General features: G+C 65.1%; 16 protein-coding genes. 7 read left to right on the forward strand and 9 right to left on the reverse strand.

Annotated features, from left to right (window positions below):
* Positions 1-27: 27 nt before the first annotated feature.
* The 3 genes from Spa11_RS07785 to Spa11_RS07795 all read left to right on the forward strand — a co-directional run bounded on the left by Spa11_RS07785 (position 28) and on the right by Spa11_RS07795 (position 5,182).
* Positions 28-3,249 carry an efflux RND transporter permease subunit gene (locus Spa11_RS07785; protein ID WP_145110350.1) on the forward strand — a complete coding sequence of 1,074 codons (3,222 nt, stop codon included), beginning with the start codon at positions 28-30 and terminating at the stop codon, positions 3,247-3,249.
* A 263-nt stretch (positions 3,250-3,512) separates the two neighbouring features.
* Complete coding sequence (ahr, locus tag Spa11_RS07790; RefSeq protein ID WP_145110353.1) at positions 3,513-4,517, forward strand: NADPH-dependent aldehyde reductase Ahr; 1,005 nt, start codon at positions 3,513-3,515, stop codon at positions 4,515-4,517.
* A gap of 71 nt (positions 4,518-4,588) precedes the next feature.
* Positions 4,589-5,182 (forward strand): HAD family hydrolase, encoded by a 594-nt coding sequence (locus tag Spa11_RS07795; RefSeq protein ID WP_145110356.1) that lies wholly within the window; start codon positions 4,589-4,591, stop codon positions 5,180-5,182.
* A 160-nt stretch (positions 5,183-5,342) separates the two neighbouring features.
* On the opposite strand, the gene greA is transcribed toward Spa11_RS07795, so the two are convergent.
* The 5 genes from greA to Spa11_RS07820 all read right to left on the reverse strand — a co-directional run bounded on the left by greA (position 5,343) and on the right by Spa11_RS07820 (position 12,529).
* Complete coding sequence (gene greA / locus Spa11_RS07800; protein WP_145110359.1) at positions 5,343-5,822, reverse strand: transcription elongation factor GreA; 480 nt, start codon at positions 5,820-5,822, stop codon at positions 5,343-5,345.
* A 343-nt stretch (positions 5,823-6,165) separates the two neighbouring features.
* Positions 6,166-6,873, reverse strand: a complete 708-nt coding sequence (locus tag Spa11_RS07805) for a zinc ribbon domain-containing protein (protein WP_145110362.1) — start codon at positions 6,871-6,873, stop codon at positions 6,166-6,168.
* 288 nt (positions 6,874-7,161) lie between these two features.
* A complete protein-coding gene (locus Spa11_RS07810) occupies positions 7,162-8,892 on the reverse strand; it encodes a sigma-70 family RNA polymerase sigma factor (RefSeq protein WP_145116933.1) in 1,731 nt (576 codons plus the stop codon).
* Positions 8,893-9,158: 266 nt separating this feature from the next.
* Positions 9,159-11,042 carry a DNA primase gene (gene dnaG, locus Spa11_RS07815; RefSeq protein WP_145110365.1) on the reverse strand — a complete coding sequence of 628 codons (1,884 nt, stop codon included), beginning with the start codon at positions 11,040-11,042 and terminating at the stop codon, positions 9,159-9,161.
* Between the two features lie 227 nt (positions 11,043-11,269).
* Entirely contained in the window at positions 11,270-12,529 is a 1,260-nt protein-coding gene (locus Spa11_RS07820) for a S1C family serine protease (protein ID WP_145110368.1), read from the reverse strand.
* A 268-nt stretch (positions 12,530-12,797) separates the two neighbouring features.
* Between Spa11_RS07820 and Spa11_RS07825 the strand changes: the two genes are divergently transcribed.
* Both Spa11_RS07825 and aat read left to right on the forward strand, forming a co-directional pair.
* A complete protein-coding gene (locus tag Spa11_RS07825; protein ID WP_145110371.1) occupies positions 12,798-13,943 on the forward strand; it encodes an ATP dependent DNA ligase in 1,146 nt (381 codons plus the stop codon).
* A 110-nt stretch (positions 13,944-14,053) separates the two neighbouring features.
* The gene (aat, locus tag Spa11_RS07830) at positions 14,054-14,737 is read left to right on the forward strand and encodes a leucyl/phenylalanyl-tRNA--protein transferase (protein ID WP_145110374.1); all 684 of its coding nucleotides are present in this window, start codon (positions 14,054-14,056) and stop codon (positions 14,735-14,737) included.
* Between the two features lie 228 nt (positions 14,738-14,965).
* Here the strand turns inward: aat and Spa11_RS07835 are convergent, their stop codons facing one another.
* Both Spa11_RS07835 and Spa11_RS07840 read right to left on the reverse strand, forming a co-directional pair.
* Positions 14,966-15,310, reverse strand: a complete 345-nt coding sequence (locus Spa11_RS07835) for a histidine triad nucleotide-binding protein (RefSeq protein ID WP_145110377.1) — start codon at positions 15,308-15,310, stop codon at positions 14,966-14,968.
* A 202-nt stretch (positions 15,311-15,512) separates the two neighbouring features.
* Positions 15,513-15,977, reverse strand: a complete 465-nt coding sequence (locus Spa11_RS07840; RefSeq protein ID WP_145110380.1) for a hypothetical protein — start codon at positions 15,975-15,977, stop codon at positions 15,513-15,515.
* Positions 15,978-16,169: 192 nt separating this feature from the next.
* On the opposite strand from Spa11_RS07840, the gene queG reads away from it, so the two are divergent.
* Together queG and Spa11_RS07850 are read left to right on the forward strand one after the other, a co-directional pair.
* Positions 16,170-17,309, forward strand: a complete 1,140-nt coding sequence (queG, locus tag Spa11_RS07845) for a tRNA epoxyqueuosine(34) reductase QueG (RefSeq protein WP_145110400.1) — start codon at positions 16,170-16,172, stop codon at positions 17,307-17,309.
* Positions 17,310-17,423: 114 nt separating this feature from the next.
* The gene (locus Spa11_RS07850; RefSeq protein WP_145110403.1) at positions 17,424-18,515 is read left to right on the forward strand and encodes a tRNA dihydrouridine synthase; all 1,092 of its coding nucleotides are present in this window, start codon (positions 17,424-17,426) and stop codon (positions 18,513-18,515) included.
* A 70-nt stretch (positions 18,516-18,585) separates the two neighbouring features.
* Here the strand turns inward: Spa11_RS07850 and Spa11_RS07855 are convergent, their stop codons facing one another.
* Positions 18,586-19,896 (reverse strand): hypothetical protein, encoded by a 1,311-nt coding sequence (locus tag Spa11_RS07855; protein WP_145110405.1) that lies wholly within the window; start codon positions 19,894-19,896, stop codon positions 18,586-18,588.
* A gap of 29 nt (positions 19,897-19,925) precedes the next feature.
* Positions 19,926-23,684 carry a hypothetical protein gene (locus Spa11_RS07860; protein WP_145110408.1) on the reverse strand — a complete coding sequence of 1,253 codons (3,759 nt, stop codon included), beginning with the start codon at positions 23,682-23,684 and terminating at the stop codon, positions 19,926-19,928.
* Between the last annotated feature and the right edge of the window lie 29 nt (positions 23,685-23,713).

The following is a 23,713-nucleotide window of genomic DNA, read 5'->3' on the forward strand; positions in this document are numbered from 1 at the left end:
CTCAACGAACCAAACTGCTAACCACGCATGAAGATTAGCGATGCGGCAATCGATCGGCCTCGGATGGTGTTCGTTGGGACGCTGCTGGTGCTGCTGTTGTCGCTGTACGCCGCGTTCTACACCCCGGTGCAGTTAGGACCGGCGATCACCAAGGCGGTGGTGCTGGTGGCGATCCCTTACCCGGACGCCAAGCCGACCGAGAGCGAGAACGAGATCGTCCGCAAGGTCGAGGAAGCCCTGACCGAATTGCAGGGCGTCGATTTCATCGCCTCGACCAGCACGCGCGGCTCGGCGGTGACGCAGGTGATCTTTCTCGACGGCGTGACGCCCGACGAGGGCCGCCGTGAGGTAAAGGACCTCATCGACCGGGTGCGGAACGAGTTCCCCGCCGGGCGCGAGGTGCAGCCGTTCGTCACGGACATCGACTTCGAGAACCTGCCGCTGATGCTGCTCAATATCCGCGCGCCGAAGGGGTTCGACGAGCGGACGCTGAAGGTGATCGCCGAAGACGTGCAGGAGCAGATCGAAACCGTCGATGGCGTCGCGAACACGCAGCTATTCGGCGGCAAAGAGCGAGAGCTGCAGGTGAACGTCGATCCCGACCTCGCCCACGAGTACGGCGTCACGCTGCCGCAATTGCGGCAGGCCCTCGGCGCCTTCCACGCCAAGCTGCCGGCGGGGGCGTTCGAGACCAGTGACTTCAACCGCTCGGTCCGCAACGAGACGAAGCTCCGCGGCGTGGACGACATCGCCGAGGCTGTCGTCCGCAGCGACGGCGGTCGCGTCGTGCGCGTCAAGGACGTGGCCGAGGTGGTGGACGGCTACCGGCGGGTGCTCAACTCGGCCGAGTTTGACGGCGACGCGGGCGCGGTGATCATCGTCAACAAAGAGTCGGGCATTAACACGCTCGGAGCCGCCCAGATGGTGAAGGCGATGGTCGTCAATCTGCGCGAGCAGTACCCCGACCTGCGCTTCGACACGACGCGCGACGCGTCGGCCGAGATCTGGGTGATGTTCCGCGTGCTGGGCTCGAGCGCGATCTTCGGCGCTATGCTCGTGCTGGTGATCCTCGCCTGGACGATGGGCCTGCGGATGTCGGTCCTGGTGCTGATTGCGATCCCGTTCAGCATGGCGGTGGCGCTGCTGTTCCTGTACTTCGCGGGGATCCCCGTCTCGAACATGGTGGTGTTCAGCTTCATCCTCGTTTTGGGGATGGTGGTGGACGGCGCGATCATTGTGGCCGAGAACATCCACCGACACATCGAGCGTGGTGAAGACCCCGTCCACGCGGCGAAGGTCGGCATCGAGGAGGTGGGCGTTCCGGTGATCGCCGCCGACCTGACGACGGTCGCCGCGTTCCTGCCGATGTTGCTGGTGCCCGGCATCATGGGCGATTTCATGGGCGTCATGCCCAAGGTCGTGAGCGTCGCACTGATCGGCTCGATCGTAGTCGATCACTTTGTGATCCCCACGCTGGCAGCACGGTGGTACCGGAAACGCGAGATCGAGCACGCACCGGTCGTCGGCGTCGACGGCGTCGCGCTGCGGGTGCGGCCGAAGCTCGACCCGTTCACGCGCGCCTACGCGGCGACGCTGCGGATGGCGTTAGAGAATCGGGCCTTCGTGTTGGTGTGGATGGGGATTGCCTGCTGGGGCGCCGGCCTCTTGATCGGGCACTTGGGATTCAAGTTTTTCCCGACCAGCGACCGCGGGCAGTTCATCGTCAAGTACGAGTTGCCGCTGGGTTACAGCATCGATCAAACGCTCGCCGCGTCACGCGTCATCACCGAACCGCTCGATCGCTGGGCGAAGACCGGGGCGCTGCAGCACTACGTCACGTCGGTCGGCTCGTCGGGCGCGCTGGCGATGCGTGTCGATGAAGACGCCGCCGCGGGGCCGGAGTTTGGCCAGGTGCAAGTGCAGATGTTGCCGCCGATGGACCGCGACATCTCCCAGGCCGACGTCATCCACTACTTGCGTGAGAACATCCAGCCGGTTCCGGGGATGAAGTTCTCCGTGGAGGAAGTCGAGGACGGCCCGCCCGGCGGCGCCGATGTGTCGGTGCGGATCACCGGCAACGACATCGATCAGCTCGGCGCCATCGCCCAGCAGATCAACACCCGACTCGAAAAGCTCGAGGGCACGACCGACGTTTCAACCGACTACCGTCCCGATGCACCCGAGCTGGTGGTCGAGCCGAAGTCAGACATCATCGGTCTGTTCGGCATGACCGACGCCATGGTTGCCGAGGCGGTGCAGATCGCGATTGCCGGCGACAACCGTATCCAGGTCACGCTCGACGACGAGGACGTCGATCTGCGGATCCAGTTGGCGCCCGAGTTCCAACGCAGCCCCCGTGACCTGAGCCGAGTCATCCTCACCGGCGCCGGCGGCCAGCAGACCTCGATCGGCTCGGTCGCCGAGCTGAGCCGCGACACGGGCCTCTTCAGCATCAACCGCTACGACCGCAACCGAGCCGTCGTCGCCAAGTGCGACGTCAACGAGCCGGTAACTCCCGATCAAGTCTTTTCACGGCTCTCGAAAGAAATCCTTCCCGAGTTGGGCTTCAAGCCGATCGAGGGGGCCCCGAAGACGCTCGAGGGTTTCAGCACGGCGTACATCGGCGGCTCAGCGACGCCCGCCGAGGGCTTGCAAGCCGAGTTCGCCGGCGAGAACGAGGAACGCGACAAGAACTTCGCTTACCTCTTGTGGAGCATGTTGCTCGCGGTGGTGTTGATCACGGCGATTCTGGCGATCCAGTTCAACAGCTTCCGGCAGAGCGCTGTCGTGATGACGACCGTGCCGATGTCGTTTGTCGGCGTCGTGCTCGGCATGTGGGTGTGCGATTTCCCGTTCAGCCTGGCGACGTTCATCGGCCTCGTGAGCCTGACGGGCATTGTCGTCAACGACGCCATCGTGCTGGTGGACTTCACCAACCAAGCCCGCGCACGCGGCATGGGCGTCAATCACGCGCTGCTCGAGGCGGGCATCAACCGTTTGCGGCCTGTCTTGTTGACGACCGTCACGACGATCGGCGGACTATTGCCGCTGATGCTTAACATCTCCGGCGGCGCCGAGTTCTGGCAGCCACTCACCGGCGCGGTGGTGTTCGGGCTGGCGTTCGCGACGATCCTGACGCTGGGAGTAATCCCGTGCTGCTACAGCCTGTGCTACCACCGCCCAACGTTAGCCGAGGGAGGAGTGTTCGCCGGCTTTGTGGCGATCGCCTACATGGCGGCGACGTTCTAGTTTCAGTTGCCCGCGAATGACGCGAATACCCGCGAATGAAATATCCAGAAATTCATTCGCGCTAATTCGCGTCATTCGCGGGCTTCTTTTATGTAGGAGGCGTCTCCGACGCCGATTCCGTTCTCCATTCCGAAAACACTTTGGTGCGCGTAATCGGCGTCGGAGACGCCTCCTACAGATTGGCTGGGACGCTTGTCGAAGCGGCTCGCTTGGCGTTGAATCAGGGGCGTCCCGCCTGCACGCCCTCCCTCCGGAGCCCCGCCATGACGATTCATGCCTACGCCGCTGCTGGCCCTGACGCCCCGTTCGAGGCGTTTGAATTCGATCCGGGCCCGCTCGGCTACGACCAGGTCGAGATCGCGGTCGAGTACTGCGGCATCTGCCACAGCGATTTGAGCATGCTGAAGAACGACTGGGGGATGACCCAGTACCCGTTCGTCGGCGGACACGAGGTCGCTGGCAAGATCGTGGCGCTCGGCGAGGGGGTGAAGGGTTTAGAGGCTGGCCAGCGTGTTGGCGTCGGTTGGACTTCGGGGTCGTGCCTGCGGTGCGACCAGTGCCTGTCGGGTTATCAAAACCGCTGCCCCGACGCCGAGGGGACGATCGTGGCGCGACACGGCGGGTTCGCGGATCGCGTCCGCGCTCAGGCGGCGTGGGCGATTCCGGTCCCTGATGGCGTCGATCTGGCAGATTGCGGGCCGCTGTTCTGCGGCGGGCTTACCGTGTTTGGGCCGTTTGTCGAGAACAACATCAGCCCGACGGACCGCGTCGCGGTGGTCGGGATCGGCGGGCTGGGGCATATGGCGATTGGCTTCGCCCGGGCGTGGGGATGCGAGGTGACCGCATTCAGCACGTCGCCCGACAAAGAAGCGGAAGCCCGCGAAATGGGCGCCCACCACTTCCTCAACACCCGTGACGCGTCGCAGCTAGCGGCCGCCGCGGGGAGCTTCGACATGATCTTGGTGACGGTGAACGTCGCCCTCGACTGGGACGCGTACGTCGCCGCCCTGCGTCCCGGCGGGAAGTTGCACCTGGTGGGGGCGGCGGAAAAAGTCTCGGCGACGGTCTTTCCTCTAATCTTGGGCCAGAAGGCGATCACCGCCTCGCCGACGGGAGGGATTGTCACCGCCCGCAAGATGATTGAGTTCTGCGACCGCCACGCCCTCAAGCCGACGATCGAAGAGTTCCCGATGAGCGAGATCAACGCAGCGTTCGAGCACCTGGAGTCGGGCAAGGCCCGGTACCGCATCGTCCTGGCGGCGGGCTAGGGGTATACTTTGGTCCCACCACCTACCCCACCTCGCGACTCTCTCGCAACAAAAAGCGCGCAAGTAAAAAGATGATTGAAATCCCCGCCGGCACGGCTGGCTTGGTGTTCGACTGTGACGGCACGCTGGTTGACTCAATGCCGCTGCACACGCTGCTGTGGGACGAATGCCTGTTGCCCTTCGGCGTGAAGCTGCCGAAGGGCTTCATTGACGTGCACGCCGGCAAGCCGACCGACATTATCCTCGACATCATCAACACCGAGCACGGCGTGTCGATCGACGCGCTGGAGTTTCTCGACGCGAAAGAAGGCCGCTTCCGCGAGCGGCTCAGCGAGGTCGGCGCGATCGAGCCGGTGGTCGAGACAGCGCGGCGCTACCGCGGCGTGCTGCCAATGGCGGTGGTGTCGGGTGGTTGCCGGCTGAACGTCGTCGGCGCCCTCGAAGGGATCGGCGCGCTCGACTGGTTCGACGTGATCCTGACGGCCGACGACCCGATCGCTCCGAAGCCGGCCCCGGACCTGTTCCTCACCGCCGCGAAGATGATGGGCGTCGAGGCGAAGAAATGCCACGCTTTCGAAGACGCCGACGCAGGCCTGCAAGCGGCGCTGGGCGCTGGGATGACGGTGACCGACGTGCGGATTGTGCTTGCGAACGAAGCGGCCTGAAGCACGATCAACTTCGACTTGGAATAATCAGGGAGCCGGAACGCGTTAGCGCCCGGAGTTGCGTCGGGTACACGCTCAGCTTAGCGTCTCTCCGCTTCAACTCTGGGTGCTAACGCGTTCCGGCTCCCTGTCGCTTGGCGTGGCGAGCTGTGTCGAGTCGCTATTCCTCAAACGCGATTTCGAGGATCTTGAACTTGTTGACGCCGGCCGGGACTTCGACCTCGGCGGTGTCGCCAACCTTCTTGCCGATCAGGCCCTGGGCGAGCGGGCTGGTGACGTTGATCTTGCCCTCATCGAAATCCTCTTCGCCGGCGCCGACGAGCGTAAACTGCTCGGTGTCGCCGAAGTCGAGGTCTTTGACCGTCACAGTGCAGCCGAAAACGACTTCGTCCTTGGGCAGTTTCGACATATCGACGATCTCCGCGCGCGAGAGCTTGTCCTTCAGGTAGTTGATCTTGGCCTGGAGCATCCCCTGCGACTCGCGGGCGCCGTGGTACTCGGCGTTCTCCTTGAGGTCTCCCTCGGCGCGGGCGTCGGCGACGCGCTGCGACACTTCCGGCATCTTCACGTTCTCGAGATCGTCGAGTTCGGCCCGCAACTTGTCGTAACCGACGCGGGTCATGGGGATGATGTCGGACATGGAAGTGGGGACAGTCTAGGGGTTGAGGACGGTGGACGCGGGGATTTCCCGTTTCGCTATGTAAAAGAAGCAGGGCCCGTGGGGGGCCCTGCTGTTGGGTCGGTATTGTTTCAGCTTTGAGAGGGGAAGTAAAGGCGCGTGGCGAGCCGGGAGCGTGAGCGACCGGAGTTGCGGCGCGGAAAAGCGCGGCGAACTGAAGTACCTGCAACCCTCCGGTCGCTCACGCTCCCGGCTCGCCATCCACGGAGTGGTGAATGGCTTTCGCGGGGTGAACGCCATTTCCTGACGGGCGTGGCTCAAACGCTGCTTTTCCCTTAGCCCCTGACCCCTCAACACTTCAAACCTACTCCGGCAAATACAACAGCACACCGCAGGATTTGCAGAAGACGGGTTTTGACGCCCGGAGGTCGGCTTGCATTTGTAGCGTGGTCGATTGGCCGCAGCCTTGGCAGACGCCCTCTTCGCAGGGGGCGAGGCCCTCGGCGCCTTTGCGATCGACGACGCGGCGGTAGTCGGCTTTGAAGTCATCCGGCAGTGCTTTCTCAGCGACAGCGAGGTCGGCTTCGAGACGAGCCACCTCTGCCTTGAGGACTTCGGTGTTGGCGGCGACGTTCGTCTCGACTTTCTTGAGCTCGGCTTGGCCGGCGGCGAGGCGTTCCTCATGACGGTGGACTTCGGCGGCGGTCTCGTCGATGCGGCCGAGGAGTTCAAGCGTCTCGTCCTCGAGGACGCTAGCCGCCATCCGCGCCGCGGCAATCTGTTCCTGAAAGGTGTGGTATTCCTTGTTGCTCTTGGCGCTGTTGAGCTGGTTCTCCCAGTTGGCGATTTTGTCCTCCTGGGCCTTCACGTCCAGCTGCTTGCGGTCGGCGGCCTTGCGGGTGTCGAGCGACAGCGCCTTCGCGGCGTCGAGGGCCGCTTCGAGTTGAGCGACGCTCCCCTTGTGGGCGGTGATCTGCTTCGGCCCACGGTCGAGCCGCCCCCGCAAGTCGGAGAGCTGGCTGTGCAGCCGGTGCAACTCGCGCAGGGCGGCGGCGGTGACGGACGATGACATATTGGAAAAGGTCGGGTAGCGGAAGCGGGTGCAGGGCTCTTTAGGGTTATGCGGCGCTGGCGGCGGGGTGGCAAGCCCCGGGGACGGGGTTGGTCCCGCGTTTGACAGCAAGCCCACGACGCGAGTCGTGGGAGGGAAGCGGGCGCCAGGGCACTCCCACGACTCGCGTCGTGGGCTCACGGACTATCGGTACAGTGTGTCTGTCGCGCCACTAGAAAGCACCCGGGGCCGGCGACGCGATCGCGTCGCCGGCCCCGGGGTTGTTGGTCAACAGCAACGTTCAAGCACTCACGCCGCTTCTTGCAGCGTGTCGGCCTCGTCGTCGATCGGATCAATCACGAAGCCTTCGACCTCCGGCGCCTCGGGGACGAAGCTTGCGAGCATCCCGCTACGGACTGGGTGCTGGAGTTTTGCAACGGCCTTGGCCTCGATCTGGCGGACACGCTCGCGCGTCACCTTGAAGATCCTACCGACCTCTTCCAGCGTGTAGCTGTAGCCGTCGGCGAGGCCGTAACGCAGGCGGATGATCTCACGCTCGCGGAAGGTGAGCGTCTTGAGCAGCTCTTCGATGCGCTCACGTAAGAGGCCGTTGTTGGCGAGCTTCGACGGGTTGTCGGTGCCATGGTCTTCGACGAAGTCGCCGAAGGAGCAGTCGTCGCCGTCGCCGACGGGGCGGTCGAGGCTCACCGGATGACGGCCGATGTCGAGCACGCGTTCGGTCTCTTCGATCGACACCTCTGCGGCGATCGAAATCTCCTCGTAGCTAGGCTCTCGGCCCAACTCCTGCTGGAGCTTCTTCGCCGTATTGCGCAGCTTGGTGAGCACGTCGATCATGTGCACCGGGATGCGGATCGTCCGGGCCTGATCGGCGATAGCGCGGGTGATCGCTTGGCGGATCCACCAAGTGGCGTACGTGCTGAACTTGAACCCGCGGCGGTACTCGTACTTATCCACCGCCCGCATTAGGCCGGTGTTCCCTTCCTGGATCAGGTCGAGGAACGAGAGGCCGCGGTTGCGGTACTTCTTGGCGATCGAGACGACCAACCGCAGGTTGCCGCTCGAGAGCTCACGCTTGGTGTTCTCGAACTCGCGGTACTGCCGGGCGACCATGTCGGCGCGGCGGCGGAGGCTCGCCGGGCTTTCGCAGACACGCTTGGTGATCTGCAAGAGTTCGGCCCGCACCGAGTGCACCTTGTCCTCCGGCGCGCCCGAGGCCTTCAGCTCGGCCAGCTCGCGGCGGACTTCGTCGATGCGGTCGGCGTAGTCACGCAGCTCCTTGATCAGCGGGCTGACGCGCTTCGTGCGGAGGCTCAGCTCTTCGACCAGCGAGAGCATCTTCTCGCGACGGCGGACGTAACGCTGGCGGGCCTCGCTCTTCGCCGAGGGCTCGGTGACGCGACGGTCCACCATCAAGGCGTAGTCGGCCCGTTGCTGCTCGATCAGCGCCCGCAGCGTCCGCAGGTTGTGCGGCAGGCGGGCAGAGACCTGCTCCTTGGTGAGCCGTTCGGTGAGCGACACCTTGATGGTGCGGTCAAAGGGCAGCTCGCCGGCCTGGACCTTCTCGAGCACCTTGACGGTTGCCTCGAGGGCGTAGAACGAGCGGAGCAGATTTCGGCGGAACCGCTTGCGGGTGAGCTCAATCTTCTTGGCGAGGTTAATCTCTTCCTCACGCGTTAGCAGCGGGATCTCCGCCATCTGCGAGAGGTACATGCGGATTGGGTCGCTCGACGATGTCGGCAATCCGTCACGCAGTAGCGACGAGCGATCGCCCTCGACGTAGACCTGCGTCTCTTCGAAGCGGGGCTTGGTCCCGGGCGGCTCACGCAGTTCGACACCGAGGCCTTCGACGGCCGACAGCAGGGCGTTGATCTGGTCGGTGCCGTAGGTCTCGTCCGGCAGGTAGTTGTAGACCTGGTGGTAGTACAGGCAGCCCTGGCGACGGGCGAGGGCGACGATGCGACGCAGCGCGGCGTCAACGCCACCGGGGATGCCCGCGGGCGGTCCGGTGGGCGTATCCATCCGAGAGGGACGGCCGTCGGGCGTAAATTCGGCGGCGGGCGCCGGGGCGTCGAGCAAGTCGGGCGCGTCAGCGGCGACTTCGACGACGTCTTCTTCCGGACCGGTGTAGAGCGAAAGCTGCGGCTCGGTGGTGGTTGCAACTGGAGGCATGGGTCAACACTCCCTGGCGCGCGTCGTGCGCACATTCGAGGTGACAACGGGCGGCGCGATCGCGGTGTGCGGTGCGGGGGCGTGCACAACGCGGCGGGCCTCACCGACGAGACACCCTATCCTTCCGTGGACGGGGAACCTGTCTCGTGGCGTTTTCGCGAAGCAAACAAGGCGGCGACCGCCTGGTCCGCTTCGCTCTCGCAGAGCTCTCCACTGCGGAGAGCCGATATCTGCTCGCCGCGAGCGGCGCCCTCATGGCGACGCTGGCGGATGAGCAGAAGGTCGTTTAGTCGCTTGACCGGGTCGCTGGTGGTGCGTCCCGAACCAAGCTCATCGATCTCGATGAGCAGCATCTTTAGCGGCTCGTCCTCGATGATTGACATCAGGTGTTCGTATGTGGCCTCGCCGGCGAGGGCCGCGTCGCGGAAGGCGACAAACAGCTCGCGGGCAGCGCCGTGGAAGTCGACCTCGTCGAGGTCCTGCGTGAGCTTCTGAGCGAAGTCGTCGCCGAGCAGCATCAGCTCAATCGCTTCTCGCTCCCAAGAGGGAAGCTCCGTGGCGCGGACGCGGCGGGGGGCGGCGTCTTCGATCGCTTCGACGCGGGCGGCGACCAGCGGCTTGGAGTCAGCCGACTGACGCAGTTCGCTGAGCCGCTTGCGGAGGCTTTCTTCGGGGAGACGGAGGCGCCGTGATAATCGGCCGACGATCGACTGCTCACGCAAGAAGAACGCGCTGGGCGCTTCGCCGAGCAGCGGGCGGGTGCGCGCGAGCGTCGCGAGCATTTGCTCGGCGGCGCGCGTCGCGGCGTGCGTGTTGTCAGCTGAGAGGACCATTCCGTTGGTCACGCTCTGCAGTTTGTGTTCGAGGGCGTCCGGGGCCTGGGCGACCAGGTCCGCGAACTTGTCACTTCCATGTGACGCTACAAAATCACACGGATCGAGCCTTCCAGGCAAGGTCAGAATCCGAAGATCGATCGGACTAGCGATAAAAAGTTCCAGCAGCTCGCTAGCACGGCGCCGGCCGGCCTCGTCCCCGTCGAGCACGAGCACGAGGCGGTCGGTAAAGCGGCGGACGAGCTTCAGGTGGCCCTCGCCCATCGCGGTGCCGCAACAGGCGACGACATTCGTGACGCCCGCCTGATGGCAGGCGATGACGTCGGTGTAGCCCTCGACAACGACCAGCTCGCTAAGCTGCGACGAGCCCTCTTTCGCCAAGTCGAGGGCGTAGAGCGTGTGGCTCTTGGAGTAGATGGGCGTTTCCGACGAGTTGACGTACTTGGCCGGTTTGTAATCGGGGCGCGCCTCAGCCTCTGCTAGCTGCGGAATGATCCGCCCGCCAATCGCGACGGGCCGGCCGCGCACGTCACGGATCGGGAAGAGCACGCGGCCGCGGAACTGGTCGTAGTAGCCGTCGCCCGAGCTGCGCGACGCGATCAAGTTGACGCGTTCCAGCACGGCGGGCGAGTAGCCGGCGCCGGGGCCCTGCTTGAGAAGCCAATCCCAGCCCTGCGGCGCGAAGCCGATGCGGAAACGCTGGATGGCCTCAGCCGAGACGCCGCGCTCGGCGAGGTAGGCCCGCGCGGGCTCGGCTTGTTGGGCTTCGAGTAGGCAGTGGTGGTACCGCTCGACGGCCCAGGCCATCGCGGCTAGCAACGTCTTCTTGTCGCCGGGCGAGCCGGGCTCGATGCGCTGCCCTGGCTGGGCGGGACGTAGCTCGATGCCGGCGCGGTCGGCGAGTTGCTCCAGCGCCTCGCGGAACTCGAGGCCGTCCATCTTCATCAGGAACGAGAAGACGTCGCCACCGATATCGCAGACCCAGCACTTGAACGACTGCCGGTCGGGATTCACCTGGAAGCTGGGCTTCGAGTCGTCGTGCCAGGGGCAGAGGCCGACGTAGCCGCGTCCCTGCCTGCGCAGCTGCAAGTAGCTGCCGACCAGATCGACTATGTCGGTGGCTTGGCGGACCCGTTCCTTGGCGTCGTCAGCCCCGGCGAAGCTCACAGGTGATTCTTCCTTGGCATTGCGTTTTCAAAAGGAGACAGGGGGATGTTGGTGATCGGGGTGATCGCAGGCGATACGTGCGGTTCGAATGTGAGAACGCTATCCTACCAAATGGCGAGCCGGGAGCGTCAGCGACCGGAGTGAAGCGCTTTCCCGCACACGAATGCGTGTACCTACTTCACTCCGGTCGCTGACGCTCCCGGCTCGCCTGTTATTTGGGGGTCGCCTCAGCGTCCCACATCGGTTCGGCGGCCGACGCGGACGGTCAGTTCTTTGTCCACGGGAGCGCCGTTCTCCAACCGGCGGACGACGACCTTTGCTTCGGAGCCGACCTCGGTGGCGGCGATACGTTGGCTGAGGAGGCTCGGATCGACCGCCTTGTGGTCATTCCACTGGAGGATGACATCGTTGTTGCGGAGGCCAGCGTCGGCGGCAGGAGTGTTGGTGCGGAGGTTGTTGATGGCGACGCCCTCGCCACGCTCCAGGCCGAGCTTCTGACGCAGCGTCGTGGTGGGCGCCGAGGGGTCGATGCCGAGGAAGCCGCGTTCGACGAAGCCCTTCTCGCGGATCTGCTCGTAGTGGTCGCGCGCTACGCGGCTGGGGATCGACAGCGAGACGCCGGCGTACGACTCACCGACGATCATCGTGTTGACGCCAACGACCTTGCCGGCGAGGTTGACCATCGGGCCGCCCGAGTTACCCGGGTTGATGGCGACGTCGGATTGGAAGAACTCTTGGTAGATATCTTCGGTGATGCCGCTGTCACGACGGCGCGACGTTGAGCTGACGATGCCGAACGTGATGCTGTTTTCCAGGCCGAAGGGGCTGCCGACGGCCCAGACGAGGTCGCCCATCTGGAGCTGGTCGCTGTCGGCCCACTCGAGCGCTGGGAGATTGCCGCCGTCGATCTTCAGCACCGCGAGGTCGGTGCGCTGGTCGCCGCCAACGATCGATGCATCGGAGCTCTCGCCGTTGCTGAAGCGGACAATGAGCCGTTCGGCTTGGTTGATGACGTGATAGTTGGTGATGACGTAGCCCTCAGGATCGACGATGAAGCCCGAGCCGATCCCTTGGAACATCGTCCGGCCGCCGCGAGAGAGGGTCAGGCGGTTGATGCTGACGACGCTGGGGCCGACCTTGCGGGCAATCGACCGCGAGGCCTCTTCGAAGGCCTTGAGCTGCGGCGCCATTTCGCCCAGCGCCTTCGTCGCCGTTTCGTACTCGGCCTGCATCTGGCCCCGACGGACCTGGTAGGCAAAGACCCGAGAGAAGAAGGGCGCGGCCGCCAAGCACGCCAGCAGGCTCGCGATCACCACGAGCTTGCGGATGCGGTTGGCGAAGGCGTAGGGGTCGGGGTCGTGGAGCTGGAGGTTCGGTTTGTCGAACATCCGCCGCTCTGTAGACGACTCGCTGGGGACAGCCGGCGTCGAGACTTCCGGCGCAGTGGCGGTGGGGTCGTCCGCCGCCGAGTGCAGGTCGTTCTCCATTCCGTGGGGCCTAGAGGGGACGCGGTAGAGATTGTGGGACTTGGCGCCGCCGACCCGACCGGGAGCGAGAACCGCCGCACTACTTGTCAGTATAGCGAGGGGCCCCAGTCGGGGCACGCACCTGGAGCGACCGGTACGACCGGTCTTATCCGCGCACCGAGCGGGGCGTGGTTCCCCCCAGAGTGAGCTACGTTTCCCAGACGCCCCGGTTCGCGCCGAACTCGCGGGACACCCGCCTCACTAAACGCCCGCTGTGGAGCCCGCCGCCGTGTCCCAAGCGACCCTCGACGAGCAGCCGATTGAACCCTCCCTGGCCCCAGAGACCGCGTTTCCGGCCGCCCTCGGGCCCGCCTGCGAGAAATGCGGGCGACCGAACACCGCCGCCGCCTGTCAGCACTGTGGCTGGTACCCGGTGCTGGGGATCCATGTCGAAATCGACGACGCCTACGAGGCGGTCATGCTCGGCCCCCAGGCGGCAGTCGCGGAGGGCGCTGCGGCGCCGAAGCAGCCCGGTTGGGAGAAGCACCTTGCGGTCTGGGCGAGCCTGATCCCGTGGTGGGGCTGGCTGATGGTCGGCACGACGCTCGCTTGCGTCGCCGCCGGCGTGGCGGCGCGCCTTGCGACGCTAGGAAACCCGACGCTGCAAACCTGGTGCGGCGTTGGTGGATTGGTCGGCGGTCTGTCGATCGCCGCGGTCTGCCACGTCGTGGCCTTTGTGCTCTGCTCGTTCGAAGACGCCAACTTCGGCGTCGCTGATCTCATCATCAAGCCGCTGAAGACTTGGAAGCAGATTGCTAGCGGGCTTCCCAAGTACATCGCCATCGCCAACGGCGGCAACTTCGGCGTCTCGCTGGCCCTGTCGGCGGCGTTGATCGTGGGCGGCGTGCCGTACGAGCGGCTGCTCGACTGGGGCTTCAAGGCGCCGCCAAAGCAATCGCTCGTGGGCGCCATCGCTAGCGCCGCCTCTCAGGCTAAGGGAGACGACAACAAGAGCCTCGAAGAAGCGGTCAACGAATTCGCCGGCGATGCCGGCGTGGATCAACTGAGCGGCGACGCCGCCGGCAAGCCTCCAGCGGCGGTCAAGCCTCGCGAGAAGCTTGAGTGCCTGATCATCGGCTACCACGCCGGCAAGTCGGGCGGCATCCAGTCTCTATTGCTCGCGACAGATTCCGGCGGCAAGTTGCAGTACGTCGGCCAGGTCACTCCCGCGATCGAAGCCGCCGAGGCCATCGAGCTTCTGAAGAAGTTTGAGCGTAGCCTCGCAACGCGGCCGTTCGTAAAGACATCCGAGTCCGCCGTGTGGCTCCGCCCGCGATTCACGTGCCGTGTGACGTATCGTGAGTGGCCCAATGGAGCCCGCCCGAAGGACTTGCAGTGGGATCAAATGCTCGACGAGGTGAAGCTGCCGTGGTGATGGGAGAGGGGCGTAGGGGCCCCAGGGAAAGGGCCATCAGCCGCGAGGCCTAATCCCCTGCGCGACCGATTCCTAATGCCAATGCTCTTCGCCTCGCGTACACTAGCCGCATGGCAGCGTCGCGCTCAAAAGCGAAACCCGGCTCGCGGTTTCCGGACCCTCGACTAGCCGATCCTGAGGGGTTGGTGGCGGTCGGCGGGCGCATGGAGCCGGAGTGGCTGCTCGACGCCTACCGGCACGGCGTGTTCCCGTGGCCAACCGGCGAGGACGACCCGCTCTTGTGGTGGTCGCCCGACCCTCGCTGCATCTTGCCCCTCGATGGGTTTAAGGCTTCATCGCGGTTGCGGCGGCGGATGCGGAGCGGACGCTTCGCGGTCACTTTCGATCAGGACTTCGCCGGCGTCATGCACGGCTGTGCAACGGGCCCCGGTCGAGAGGGGGGCACGTGGATTACCAAGGCGATCCGCACCGCGTATGCACGGCTGCACAGGCTCGGTCACGCTCACAGCGTTGAGACGTGGATCATGGAGGGCGACTCGCGCCGGCTCGTCGGCGGCGTTTACGGCGTCGCAGTGGGAGGCCTGTTCGCGGCCGAATCGATGTTCCACCGCGAGACCGACGCGTCGAAGGTGGCGCTAGCGTCTCTCGTACAGCATCTCAACGAGCGGGGCTTCCGTCTGCTCGACATCCAGCAGTGGACCGCCCACACCGGAAGTCTCGGCGCGGCGGAGGTGTCGCGGGACGATTACCTGGACCGGCTGGCGCGGGTGGTGGATTTGCCAGTCGCGTTTTGAAGAGATGACAGTCGATAGACGGCAGAGGATAGAGAGGGGCGAGCCGTAAGCGTCAGCGCCCGGAGCAGCGCCGGGTTATCCGTGTACCCACCACAACTCCGGGCGCTGACGCTTACGGCTCCGCGTCTATCGTGATGGTGACGTGGACGGTGATTCGCTCCGGTCGCTGACGCTTACGGCTCGCCGTCATCTCAATCGTCCGTCATCTGCCATCGATCATCTCCCCGCTCAGCCCGGCGGCCACTTCAGCGACTTACCGCCTAGGACGTGGAAGTGCAGGTGATCGACCGACTGTCCGCCGTCCTTGCCGTTGTTGATGACGACGCGGTAGCCGGCCGACAAGCCTTCCGCCGCTGCGACCTTCTTGCAGACGAGCATCATGTGGCCCGCCAGCTCTTGGTGGTCGGCCGTGAGTGAGTCGATAGACTCGACGGGTTCTTTTGGAACTACGAGCACATGCGTCGGCGCTTGCGGCGCGATATCGCGGAAAGCGAGGCAGAGGTCGTCCTCGTAGACAATGTCGGCCGGGATCTCACGGGCGACGATCTTAGTAAAGAGCGTTTCGCGGGGCATGGGGAGTGGGCCGTGGGCAGAAGGCAGTGGGCAGGATGAAGGCTAGCCGTAAGCGTCAGCGACCGGAGTGAACCACGTTGGATACACCTACCGGCCTCCCGACGAACGCGCTGCGTATTCACCTCCCATCAAAGCAAAAAAGGGCGTCGCCGACGAGTCGGCGACGCCCTTGATGGGAATTAACTTCAGAGTTCGTAACGCGTCAGATCGTCCGCGACGTGGCCGATACGTAGGGGTTGATGATCATCAGCGGGCCGGTTGGCAGCTGTTTGACCGCTCCGCGTTGGCCATCTTCACCGTGGCTGATCGTGCGGTTGCGGATCGTTTTGCTAGTGGTCTTGCTCTTAGGCGCCGACTCTTCTGTCGAGCTCGGCACGTAGGGGTTGATGATCTCAACCGGTTGGACGCAGCCGCCGGCGACTTCCGGCGTGCGGGTGTCCGGCGTGTACGCGAACGGGCTGTAGCCGTAGGTCCGCGGCACGGGCGTGCTGTAGTAGACAGGTGGGTGGGCGGCGAAGTACGGGACGCGGCGTTCGATCGGGTAGTCGAGCGAGCGGTACAGTTGGCCGATGCCGATGCCGGCGCCAGTCCACCAGTAGGCGTTGGCGGCGGATGACGAGAAGATGCCGCAAGAGGCGAGGGCGGCGAGCAGGAGGGGGTAACGCATGGCGGGCGGTCTCGTAAGCTGAGGAGGGCTCGTGAGCGGTGAGGTGGGGAGCCGGTTAGCTCACTCCACGCTAATTGCGGCCGCGGCCGGGTCCAAATAATTTTGGCGCCGGGGTCCGATTACGCGGCCTAGACCCGCCAATTCCGGTTGTAAGCCCTCCAAACGGCCCGCGTCGCCCTCTTACGAAGCCCGATGAACGACGCCGAGTTGACCCGACGCGTGAAGGCCCTGGCGGGGGAGGCTGGCTTTTCAATGGCTGGCGTGGCCCCCGCGGTGACGCCGACGGGATTCGCTCGGCTCGGCGAGTGGCTCGCGGCGGGCTACGTGGGTGAGATGCATTACATCGCCGAACGTCTGGAAGACTATGCGCACCCCGAGCGGCTGCTCGACGGCGCTCGGAGCGTGCTGATGTTTGCGCTCGATTACCGAACCGCCGAGCCGCAAGCTCCGCAGCTGGGTGAGGGACGCGTCTCGCGCTACGCATGGGGCGCCCGTGATTACCACGACATCGTGCGCAAGAAGCTCTACAGGATCGCCGACGCGATCAAAGAGTGGCGGCCGGGATCGAACACGCGCTGTATCATCGACACAGCGCCGCTACTCGAACGCGAATTTGCGGTTCTTGCCGGCCTCGGCTGGGTCGGCAAGAACACGCTGGTGCTCAACAAGAGCCGGGGTAGCTACTTCTTCTTGGCGTCGGTGCTAACCGACACGCCGCTCGATTACGACACGCCGCACGAGACCGACCACTGCGGCACGTGCACGGCGTGCCTCGACGCTTGCCCCACGCAGGCGTTTGTCGCGCCGCGGCTGCTGGACGCGTCACGCTGCATCAGCTACTTGACGATCGAGCATCCCGACCTGCCATCGCCCGATCTGCGTGAAGGTCTCGGCGAATGGCTCTTTGGTTGCGACGTTTGCCAAGACGTTTGCCCTTGGAACCGGCATTCGCAACCGGCGACCGAACAGGCACTCTGGCCACTTGAAAAGAGCAATCCCCTTGAGCTGGCGCCGCTGTTTGAGCTCGATGACGACGCGTTCCGCCGACGCTTCTTGAAGACGCCGCTCTGGCGTCCGAAGCGACGGGGCCTCTTACGCAACGCCGCCCTGGTGCTCGGCGCCACCCGCGCGGCGGGTTCTGAGGCGGCCCTCGCCCGCGGTTTACGCGACAGCGAGCCGCTGGTTAGGGCGGCGGCGGCCTGGGCGCTGGGACGATTGGGTACCGAAGCGGCGATCTCGGCGCTGAATCGACATTCACTGCTCGAAGGAGACGATTCCGTCCGCGACGAGATTTCCGCAGCGCTCGACGTCAACAAGACCCCCCGGCGGTAGGCGGCAGCCAACGGCGCAGCGGGCCCAGTTCAGCTACCGCCGTGGGCTTCCGCCCTCGGCTAAGACTTTTCTTTACGGGTTGACGCTTTCGAGACGGCAAAAACAATCGCTGGTATGACGACCCTCGCGCCCACCCCCCTGAAGCCGCTAAGAATCGGCAACCTCGAAATCGGCTTCCCAATCGTCCAGGCGGCGCTGTCGGGCTACAGCGACTCGCCGATGCGGACGCTCGCCCGGCGGCACGGGGCGTCGTACTCGCTGTGCGAGGTGATGCTGGACCAGTTCCTCGTTCACATCAAGATCCGCAACAAGACGCGACATCTGCTGCACATCTCGCCCGAAGAGCACCCCGTTGGCGGGCAGCTCATGGGCGCCGAGCCGGAGGACTTCGGGCCCGCCGCCCAGCGACTGTCGGACGCGGGTTTCGATGTGATCGACATCAACTTCGGATGCCCCGTGAAGAAAGTGCTCGGGCGCTGCCGCGGCGGGTTCCATCTCAGTCAGCCCGACGTGGCGATCGAGATCATCCAGCGCGTCCGCGATGCGGTTCCGGCGGAGAAGCCCGTCACTGTGAAGATGCGTCGCGGCGTTGACGACACACCCGAAAGCCGTGACAAGTTCTTCACGATCTTCGACCGTGCCTACGAGCTTGGGGTCGCAGCGGTCACGGTGCACGGCCGCACGGTGACGCAGCGCTACATCGGCCCGTCGCGGTGGGACTTCTTGCGGGAGCTGAAGCAGCACGCCGGCGACCGAGTCGTGCTCGGCAGCGGCGACCTGTTTAGCGCGCAGGCGTGTCTCGACATGATCGCCTACACGGGCGTCGATGGTGTGACGGTTGCGCGCGGCGCGATCGGCAACCCGTGGGTCTTCCAGCAAGCCGCCGAACTCGCCGCCGGTCGGCCGCTCCCCGACCCGCCGTCGCTGCACGAGCAGCGCGACGTGATTGCCGAACACTACCGGTTGGCGGAAGAGCTCTACGGCGCTGAGCGTTGCGTGCCCGACATGCGGAAGTTCGCGATCAAGTACGCGCAGCTCCACCCGCAGCATCTCGAAGTGCGGGCCGACTTCGTGAAAGTCAAAGGCGCCGGCCAGTGGCGCACCGTGCTCGACCGCTGGTACGCCGAGGACCTGCCGGGCGTGCATCCAGCGGTTGAAGAGCCGAACCCGCTGGCGACGACGCCTGAATTGGCGACAGTTGAATGAACCTCGGATAGCACGGATGGAGTTGCCGCCGGCTCATCGTGGAATCTGTGGTTCGAAAGCGGGCAGGGCGTTATTTGGTCCACGTGATTCCCGGTTGCAAGCCGATGAGGTTGGCGGCATTGGCGATGGCGGGCGTTCCAGTGTGCTCCGCGACTCGCCGCTTGCGGCTTAGCGGTGACGCGGCCGACTCTTCGATAACGCGGACCCGACCCGTAAGCGGATAGCGTTCCAACAGTCCCATGGCGATCGCAGCGACGATGCGGTTCTGTGGGTAGATCGGCGCGCCGGTCTCGGCGAGCGCCCACTCGTTGAGGCGGACGCGACGCCAAGGCCCCTCGCTCGACTCTTCGATGTGGGGCTTGAGTGACTTGGGCAGTCGCTCAACGGAGCCGGTATGGATGAAGAGCGTCGCTCGTTCGCCGCGGGGGGCGTAGAGGGCCCAGCCGGGCCATTGGTCCCAGAGGCCCAGAGGGGTCAAGGCGGGGGCGAGCACCGCTAAGCCGCAAGCGGCTATTGCGAAGCGTGATGATCGGGTTACGCGCTCGCTACTCTCGTCGGCCCTTGGCCAGAAGAGGATCACGGTTTGCGCCGCGAAGCCGACATTCCAAAGCAGCACGCCGAGTGAATGTCCCAGCGCCCAAGGCCCGAGCACCGCGATCGTCGCCGTGTGCATGGCGATTACGGCGATGCAGGCAACTTTGCGTAGTCGATCCACTCGGAGGGACGCAGCGAGCAACGCGGCAACGGCGAGCTCAACGCTTGGAACTAGTAGCGCGATCGCAACGCGACTGGCGCCCGACCAACTCGTCAGATCGAGGCCGGCGGCGGCGAGCATCTGTTGGCCGAGCGTCGAGGCAAACTCGACGTCGAGCTTCGCGATGGAAGAGTACGCATAAACGGCGATGGCGACGATCCGTAACAAGCGGAAGGCTTGCGTCGAGGCAGAGTTCGACAGGATGACTCCCACGATCACCGCGTTGTACGCCCAGGGCTGCCAACGCAGTTGGTCGAGGAGCATCAGAGCGGTTAGTGCGACCGTCGCGATGAGAACGCCCAAACGATTGATGGCGAACCCACGATATAGATCGTGGGTGTGAACTGGGTACTGAGTTTCCACCCCCGATTGACATCGGGGGCTCGCCTTAAGCTCGCTTGTGAATGCTGCACGGAGCGTCCGCAGCAAGCCGTAGGCGAGTAGCGCAAGTAGCGCGAAATCAATCGCCGGCGGGATCGCTTCAACAGCTTCCAGCGGCGCGAGGCGTGGCGTGCCGCGCAACGGCGTCCACAATCGCCACGTGGCGGCGAGCAGCACCACGATCGTGCCGGACCAGGCGGATACCAGAGCGGTGATACGGTCGGCGGCGAGCTGTCGCTTGGTCATCCCGCTAGACTACCACGACGAGCCTTGGCCTACCGCCACCAGCGTGGCATGTATCCCCTTAGGCGTTCGCTCAGCGTCGGCGTCGCTTCTTCCTCTGGGGTCGCATCCTGTGGCGGCTTCGTCGGCGCGGACTCATTGACGACTGTAGAGGACGCCTCGCGTCGGGGATAATTCTCGATGAGGAAGCGAGCCCAGTAGCTGTCGAGCTGCGTGCGGCATGCTTCGAGACGGCCCTCATCGAGAAGCGTCTGCGAGGTCTGTAGCAACCGGACGATCGCGAATCGCTCGGCGCGCATGTCGATGCCGCCTTGCCCGTCGAGCGGCAAGACGAGGTCTTCGGGCCGCAAGTCGTCGATGCTGAGCTCACCATCGCCTACCAGAGTGAACCGCAGCCGCATCTCGCCGGGAGTGCCGAGCGGCAAGTCATCCATCGGAAACACAATCGGCAACCACTTGGCGGAAGTGGATGCGTCTCCGGTTGGGGGCGAAAGGCGATCCGAAGCCGCCCGGGCGTGATTCCTATAGGGGCCATCGACTTGCTCGAGTTCGATCCGCAGCTCGCAGCCCGGTTGTAGCTCGTGGGGAAGCACCCGCAGCCCGAGGGCAAGTTGACCCGTGGAAGGCGCCGCGAACGTTTCGCTGCTCAAGGTCGCGGGCTGATTAGCTGTCGCCTGCATCCGCACCGAGGTGGCGCCATCGGCGGCGACGGTGGAGTCAACCGAAGCGCCCTCGCCAAGACGCCAACCGACGGGCTGGGATCCGTCATCGACGCCGGTCTGTCGCTCCTCGAACGACGGATTCAATACACGCGCGAACGGACGTCGCTTCGTCGTATCTCGGCTCTGCAAATCGGCGAGCCCTTCGGCGAGTTCACGCAGCGCCGCTGGTTCGGGATCGACGCGTACGCCGGTGACGCGCACCCCGCTTGCGGCGAAGCGCCACGCGGCGCTTTGGTAGGGCGCAAGCTCGAGGTCGAGCACATGCTCACCTGCGTCGAACCACTGGCCGGCCACTGCAAGTGGCGTGGCGAGACTCGTTGGATTAACCGCAAGCCCACGTAGGCGCTGCGGCGTCTGGATGGTGACTTGGGCGCGACGAGACCAAGCCGATTGGTTAGTAACGATCGCCAGGGAACCACTATCGCGGATATCGTATGCGTAAGCGTTGATGTCGCGGGACGTTGCGAGGTCGGCGGCTATCTGGCTTTCGGGCGCCGGGAGGGCGGGGATCGATGCATAGAGTTGCCGGCGTTCGATAGCGGCGTTGTCGAGCCAGCCGGCCGAGGCTTCGCCGTCGAGCGTTACAATTCGCACGCCGTCGTCGATTGCCGACGCGAGTAACGCGGGTTCCGCCGTTGGCGCTACGGCGATCGCGGGGAGCAGGATTTCGCCTAGGGTCGATCCGCCTGCCCCGCGGAGCCGTTTCTCCGATTCGATCAGCCGCAGAGGGAAGTTGCTCGTGCGGAGCGATCGGGCGACACGGCCAACCTCAGCTGGCAGGGATCGACGTAACCCCGTTAGCACGATGTCGGTCGCCAAGTCGCCGCGTTGTCGGGCCTCCGGCGCGACTGCGCCGAAGGGGGCCGAGACGATCGTCGCCGTTGAGTCGCTGGCGACAGACGTCAATCCACTCTTAGCGATGTACGCGCTCGCTCCATCGGCTGAAGCCCCAAGCTTCGGGAGTAAATGTCGAGACACTTCGGGCGCAGTCGTCAACTCACTGGAGAGAATCACGAGGGGCAGCGGCCTTCCCACCATGTCCGAGGCGGCGCGGGCCAGCTCGTCGTAAGCGGCGACAAGCGGATCGATCCCTTCGACGGAATCTGCTGCCGAGGGGTGACGAAGCGCCCAGCTGCCGGGCGTGAGGCGGATAGCGACGCCAGCGATGACATCGCGTTTGCCAACAGTGTCCAGTACCTCTTCGACCGCGAGTCTCCGAGCGACCGCGGCGTCGCTCCCTGCGGCGTCGTACGAGCCATTCCGGTGCTCAATAATCGGAGTTGGAGCGTCGAATCTCAACACGGGCAATAGTTGTAAGCCACGGCGATCGAGTTCCAGCGCAATCAGGTGCAGGAGCTCACGCCGCGGAGTGTCGGCGGAGCCGTCGGACCAGACGCCGAGGTCGTAGCGGGGCGTGGTCCACAATCGGCTTGGGTAAAGAGCCCCGCCGGACTGGTTGACGGGAACGGCGGCGGCGCTGGCGCCGGCGGCTTGGACGCGGTCCGCCAACGCGGTCGCGGTCTCCCAGTAGGTGACGAGGTCGGGCTGTTCGAACGCGCCCAATTCACTCCGCACGTGGCTGGCGCCGAGGGCATGCGACAAGTTGGCCTCTGGCCAGTCGAGCGCGATGATACGTCCGGTTGCAAGACGCTCAGTCGCAGGTGTTGGCGATTCGATACCCCGCGACTTCAGGAGCCGGACTCTGCCAAATCTAGCGACGGTCTCTTCACTCGGATTGCTGAGCACCAGCAGAGGCGAGTTCGTCCGTGGTCGGATGAGTAGTTTTGCCGGCGAGGAATCGCCATCGCGATTCCAGCGTGGCGTGACGTGCGTGACGACGCCGCTAACGGGCCGCAGGTCACCGAGGGCGTCGGGTTCGAGTACGGCGATGGTCAGCATGTCACCCGGCGCGCCGAGCGTCTCGACCTCGACGGCGTACGTCCCGCCCGGTTGGTCAACGGACAGTGGGTAAGCACGCCAATGGACGCGGCCGTCACCCGGGCTGGGAGCGATCTCGATGGCGCCGTCGCGCGGCGCATCGACGCCCTCCTCGCTACTGCGTGGCCCCGCCGCGAACCATGGCAGCCGCCGCCAACGCATCCGCTCGGGCAGCCGATCGGCCCAGCCGACGGACCGCGGGTCGAAGGCGTAGGCTTCTAGCCAGTCGCCTGGCCGCAACGGCCGACGCTGTGGGTCGAAGACGGCGAGTTGCACTGTCCGCTGCGCGAGCGGTGAGTCAGAGTTGTTGAGCAGTGGGGATGTAGGCAGGAACTTCGTGCGGAACCCGGCGGGCTTCTTAGCGGTCAGCGTCAATCGGTAAACGCCTTCGGTTGTTGGCAGCGTTAGTTCGACTAACGACTTCGCGACGCCCGTTGGTCCGACCGCAACGCGTGACGGTTCGCTTCGCCACACCTCGGCGCCGCTGCGGCCGCGCGATAAAGCGGCGACGAACTCGAACTCATCGCCGGGCTGAAGCCCTTCGGGTTCGAGCGACACGTCGCACGCAAATCGCTCGCTTGGTTGGAACACAAACGACTCGCGCGGCGCTTCCAGGCGGATGCGATCGGCTGGCAGTCGCGACAGCGTGACGGAGGCCCCGCTCTCGCCAAGCGGCACGGTGAGCCGTGTCGCGGGCGTGGCGATGCGGGCTTGGGTGAGAGGAATCGTTGCCGCCACGGAATCGCTGTCGGCGAGCTTGAGCTGGAGAGCGTCTTCGTCTGTCGCTCGGACCGTGACGTCGAAGACGTCGCGCGCCATGGCACTGCGGTGATGGAGCCTTACACGGCCCTTGTCGAGTGACGACCCGGCGGCGGCAGTGGGATCAAGGCTGAGCGGCTGTAGCTGTTCCAGCGATCCGCCGGTGACCGACAACTCGCCACGCCAAGCGACGGGTTTCGGGGAGTCGATCTCGACACGGAATCGGGCGACGAAAGGCTCGCCGGCCGAGGCGATCGAACACGCCAAGAGAAGGCATACCGCGACCCCACGCACGCCCCAGGGGGCGTGTCGGCGTTGGCGACGTCGCTTGCGCGACGCGGCGTTGCTGTCCGTGCGAGGTGCGGACCGCATCGGACTTCCTTGCCCAAGCGGTGAGGGGG

The organism is Botrimarina mediterranea, from assembly GCF_007753265.1.
Lineage (GTDB): Bacteria > Planctomycetota > Planctomycetia > Pirellulales > Lacipirellulaceae > Botrimarina > Botrimarina mediterranea.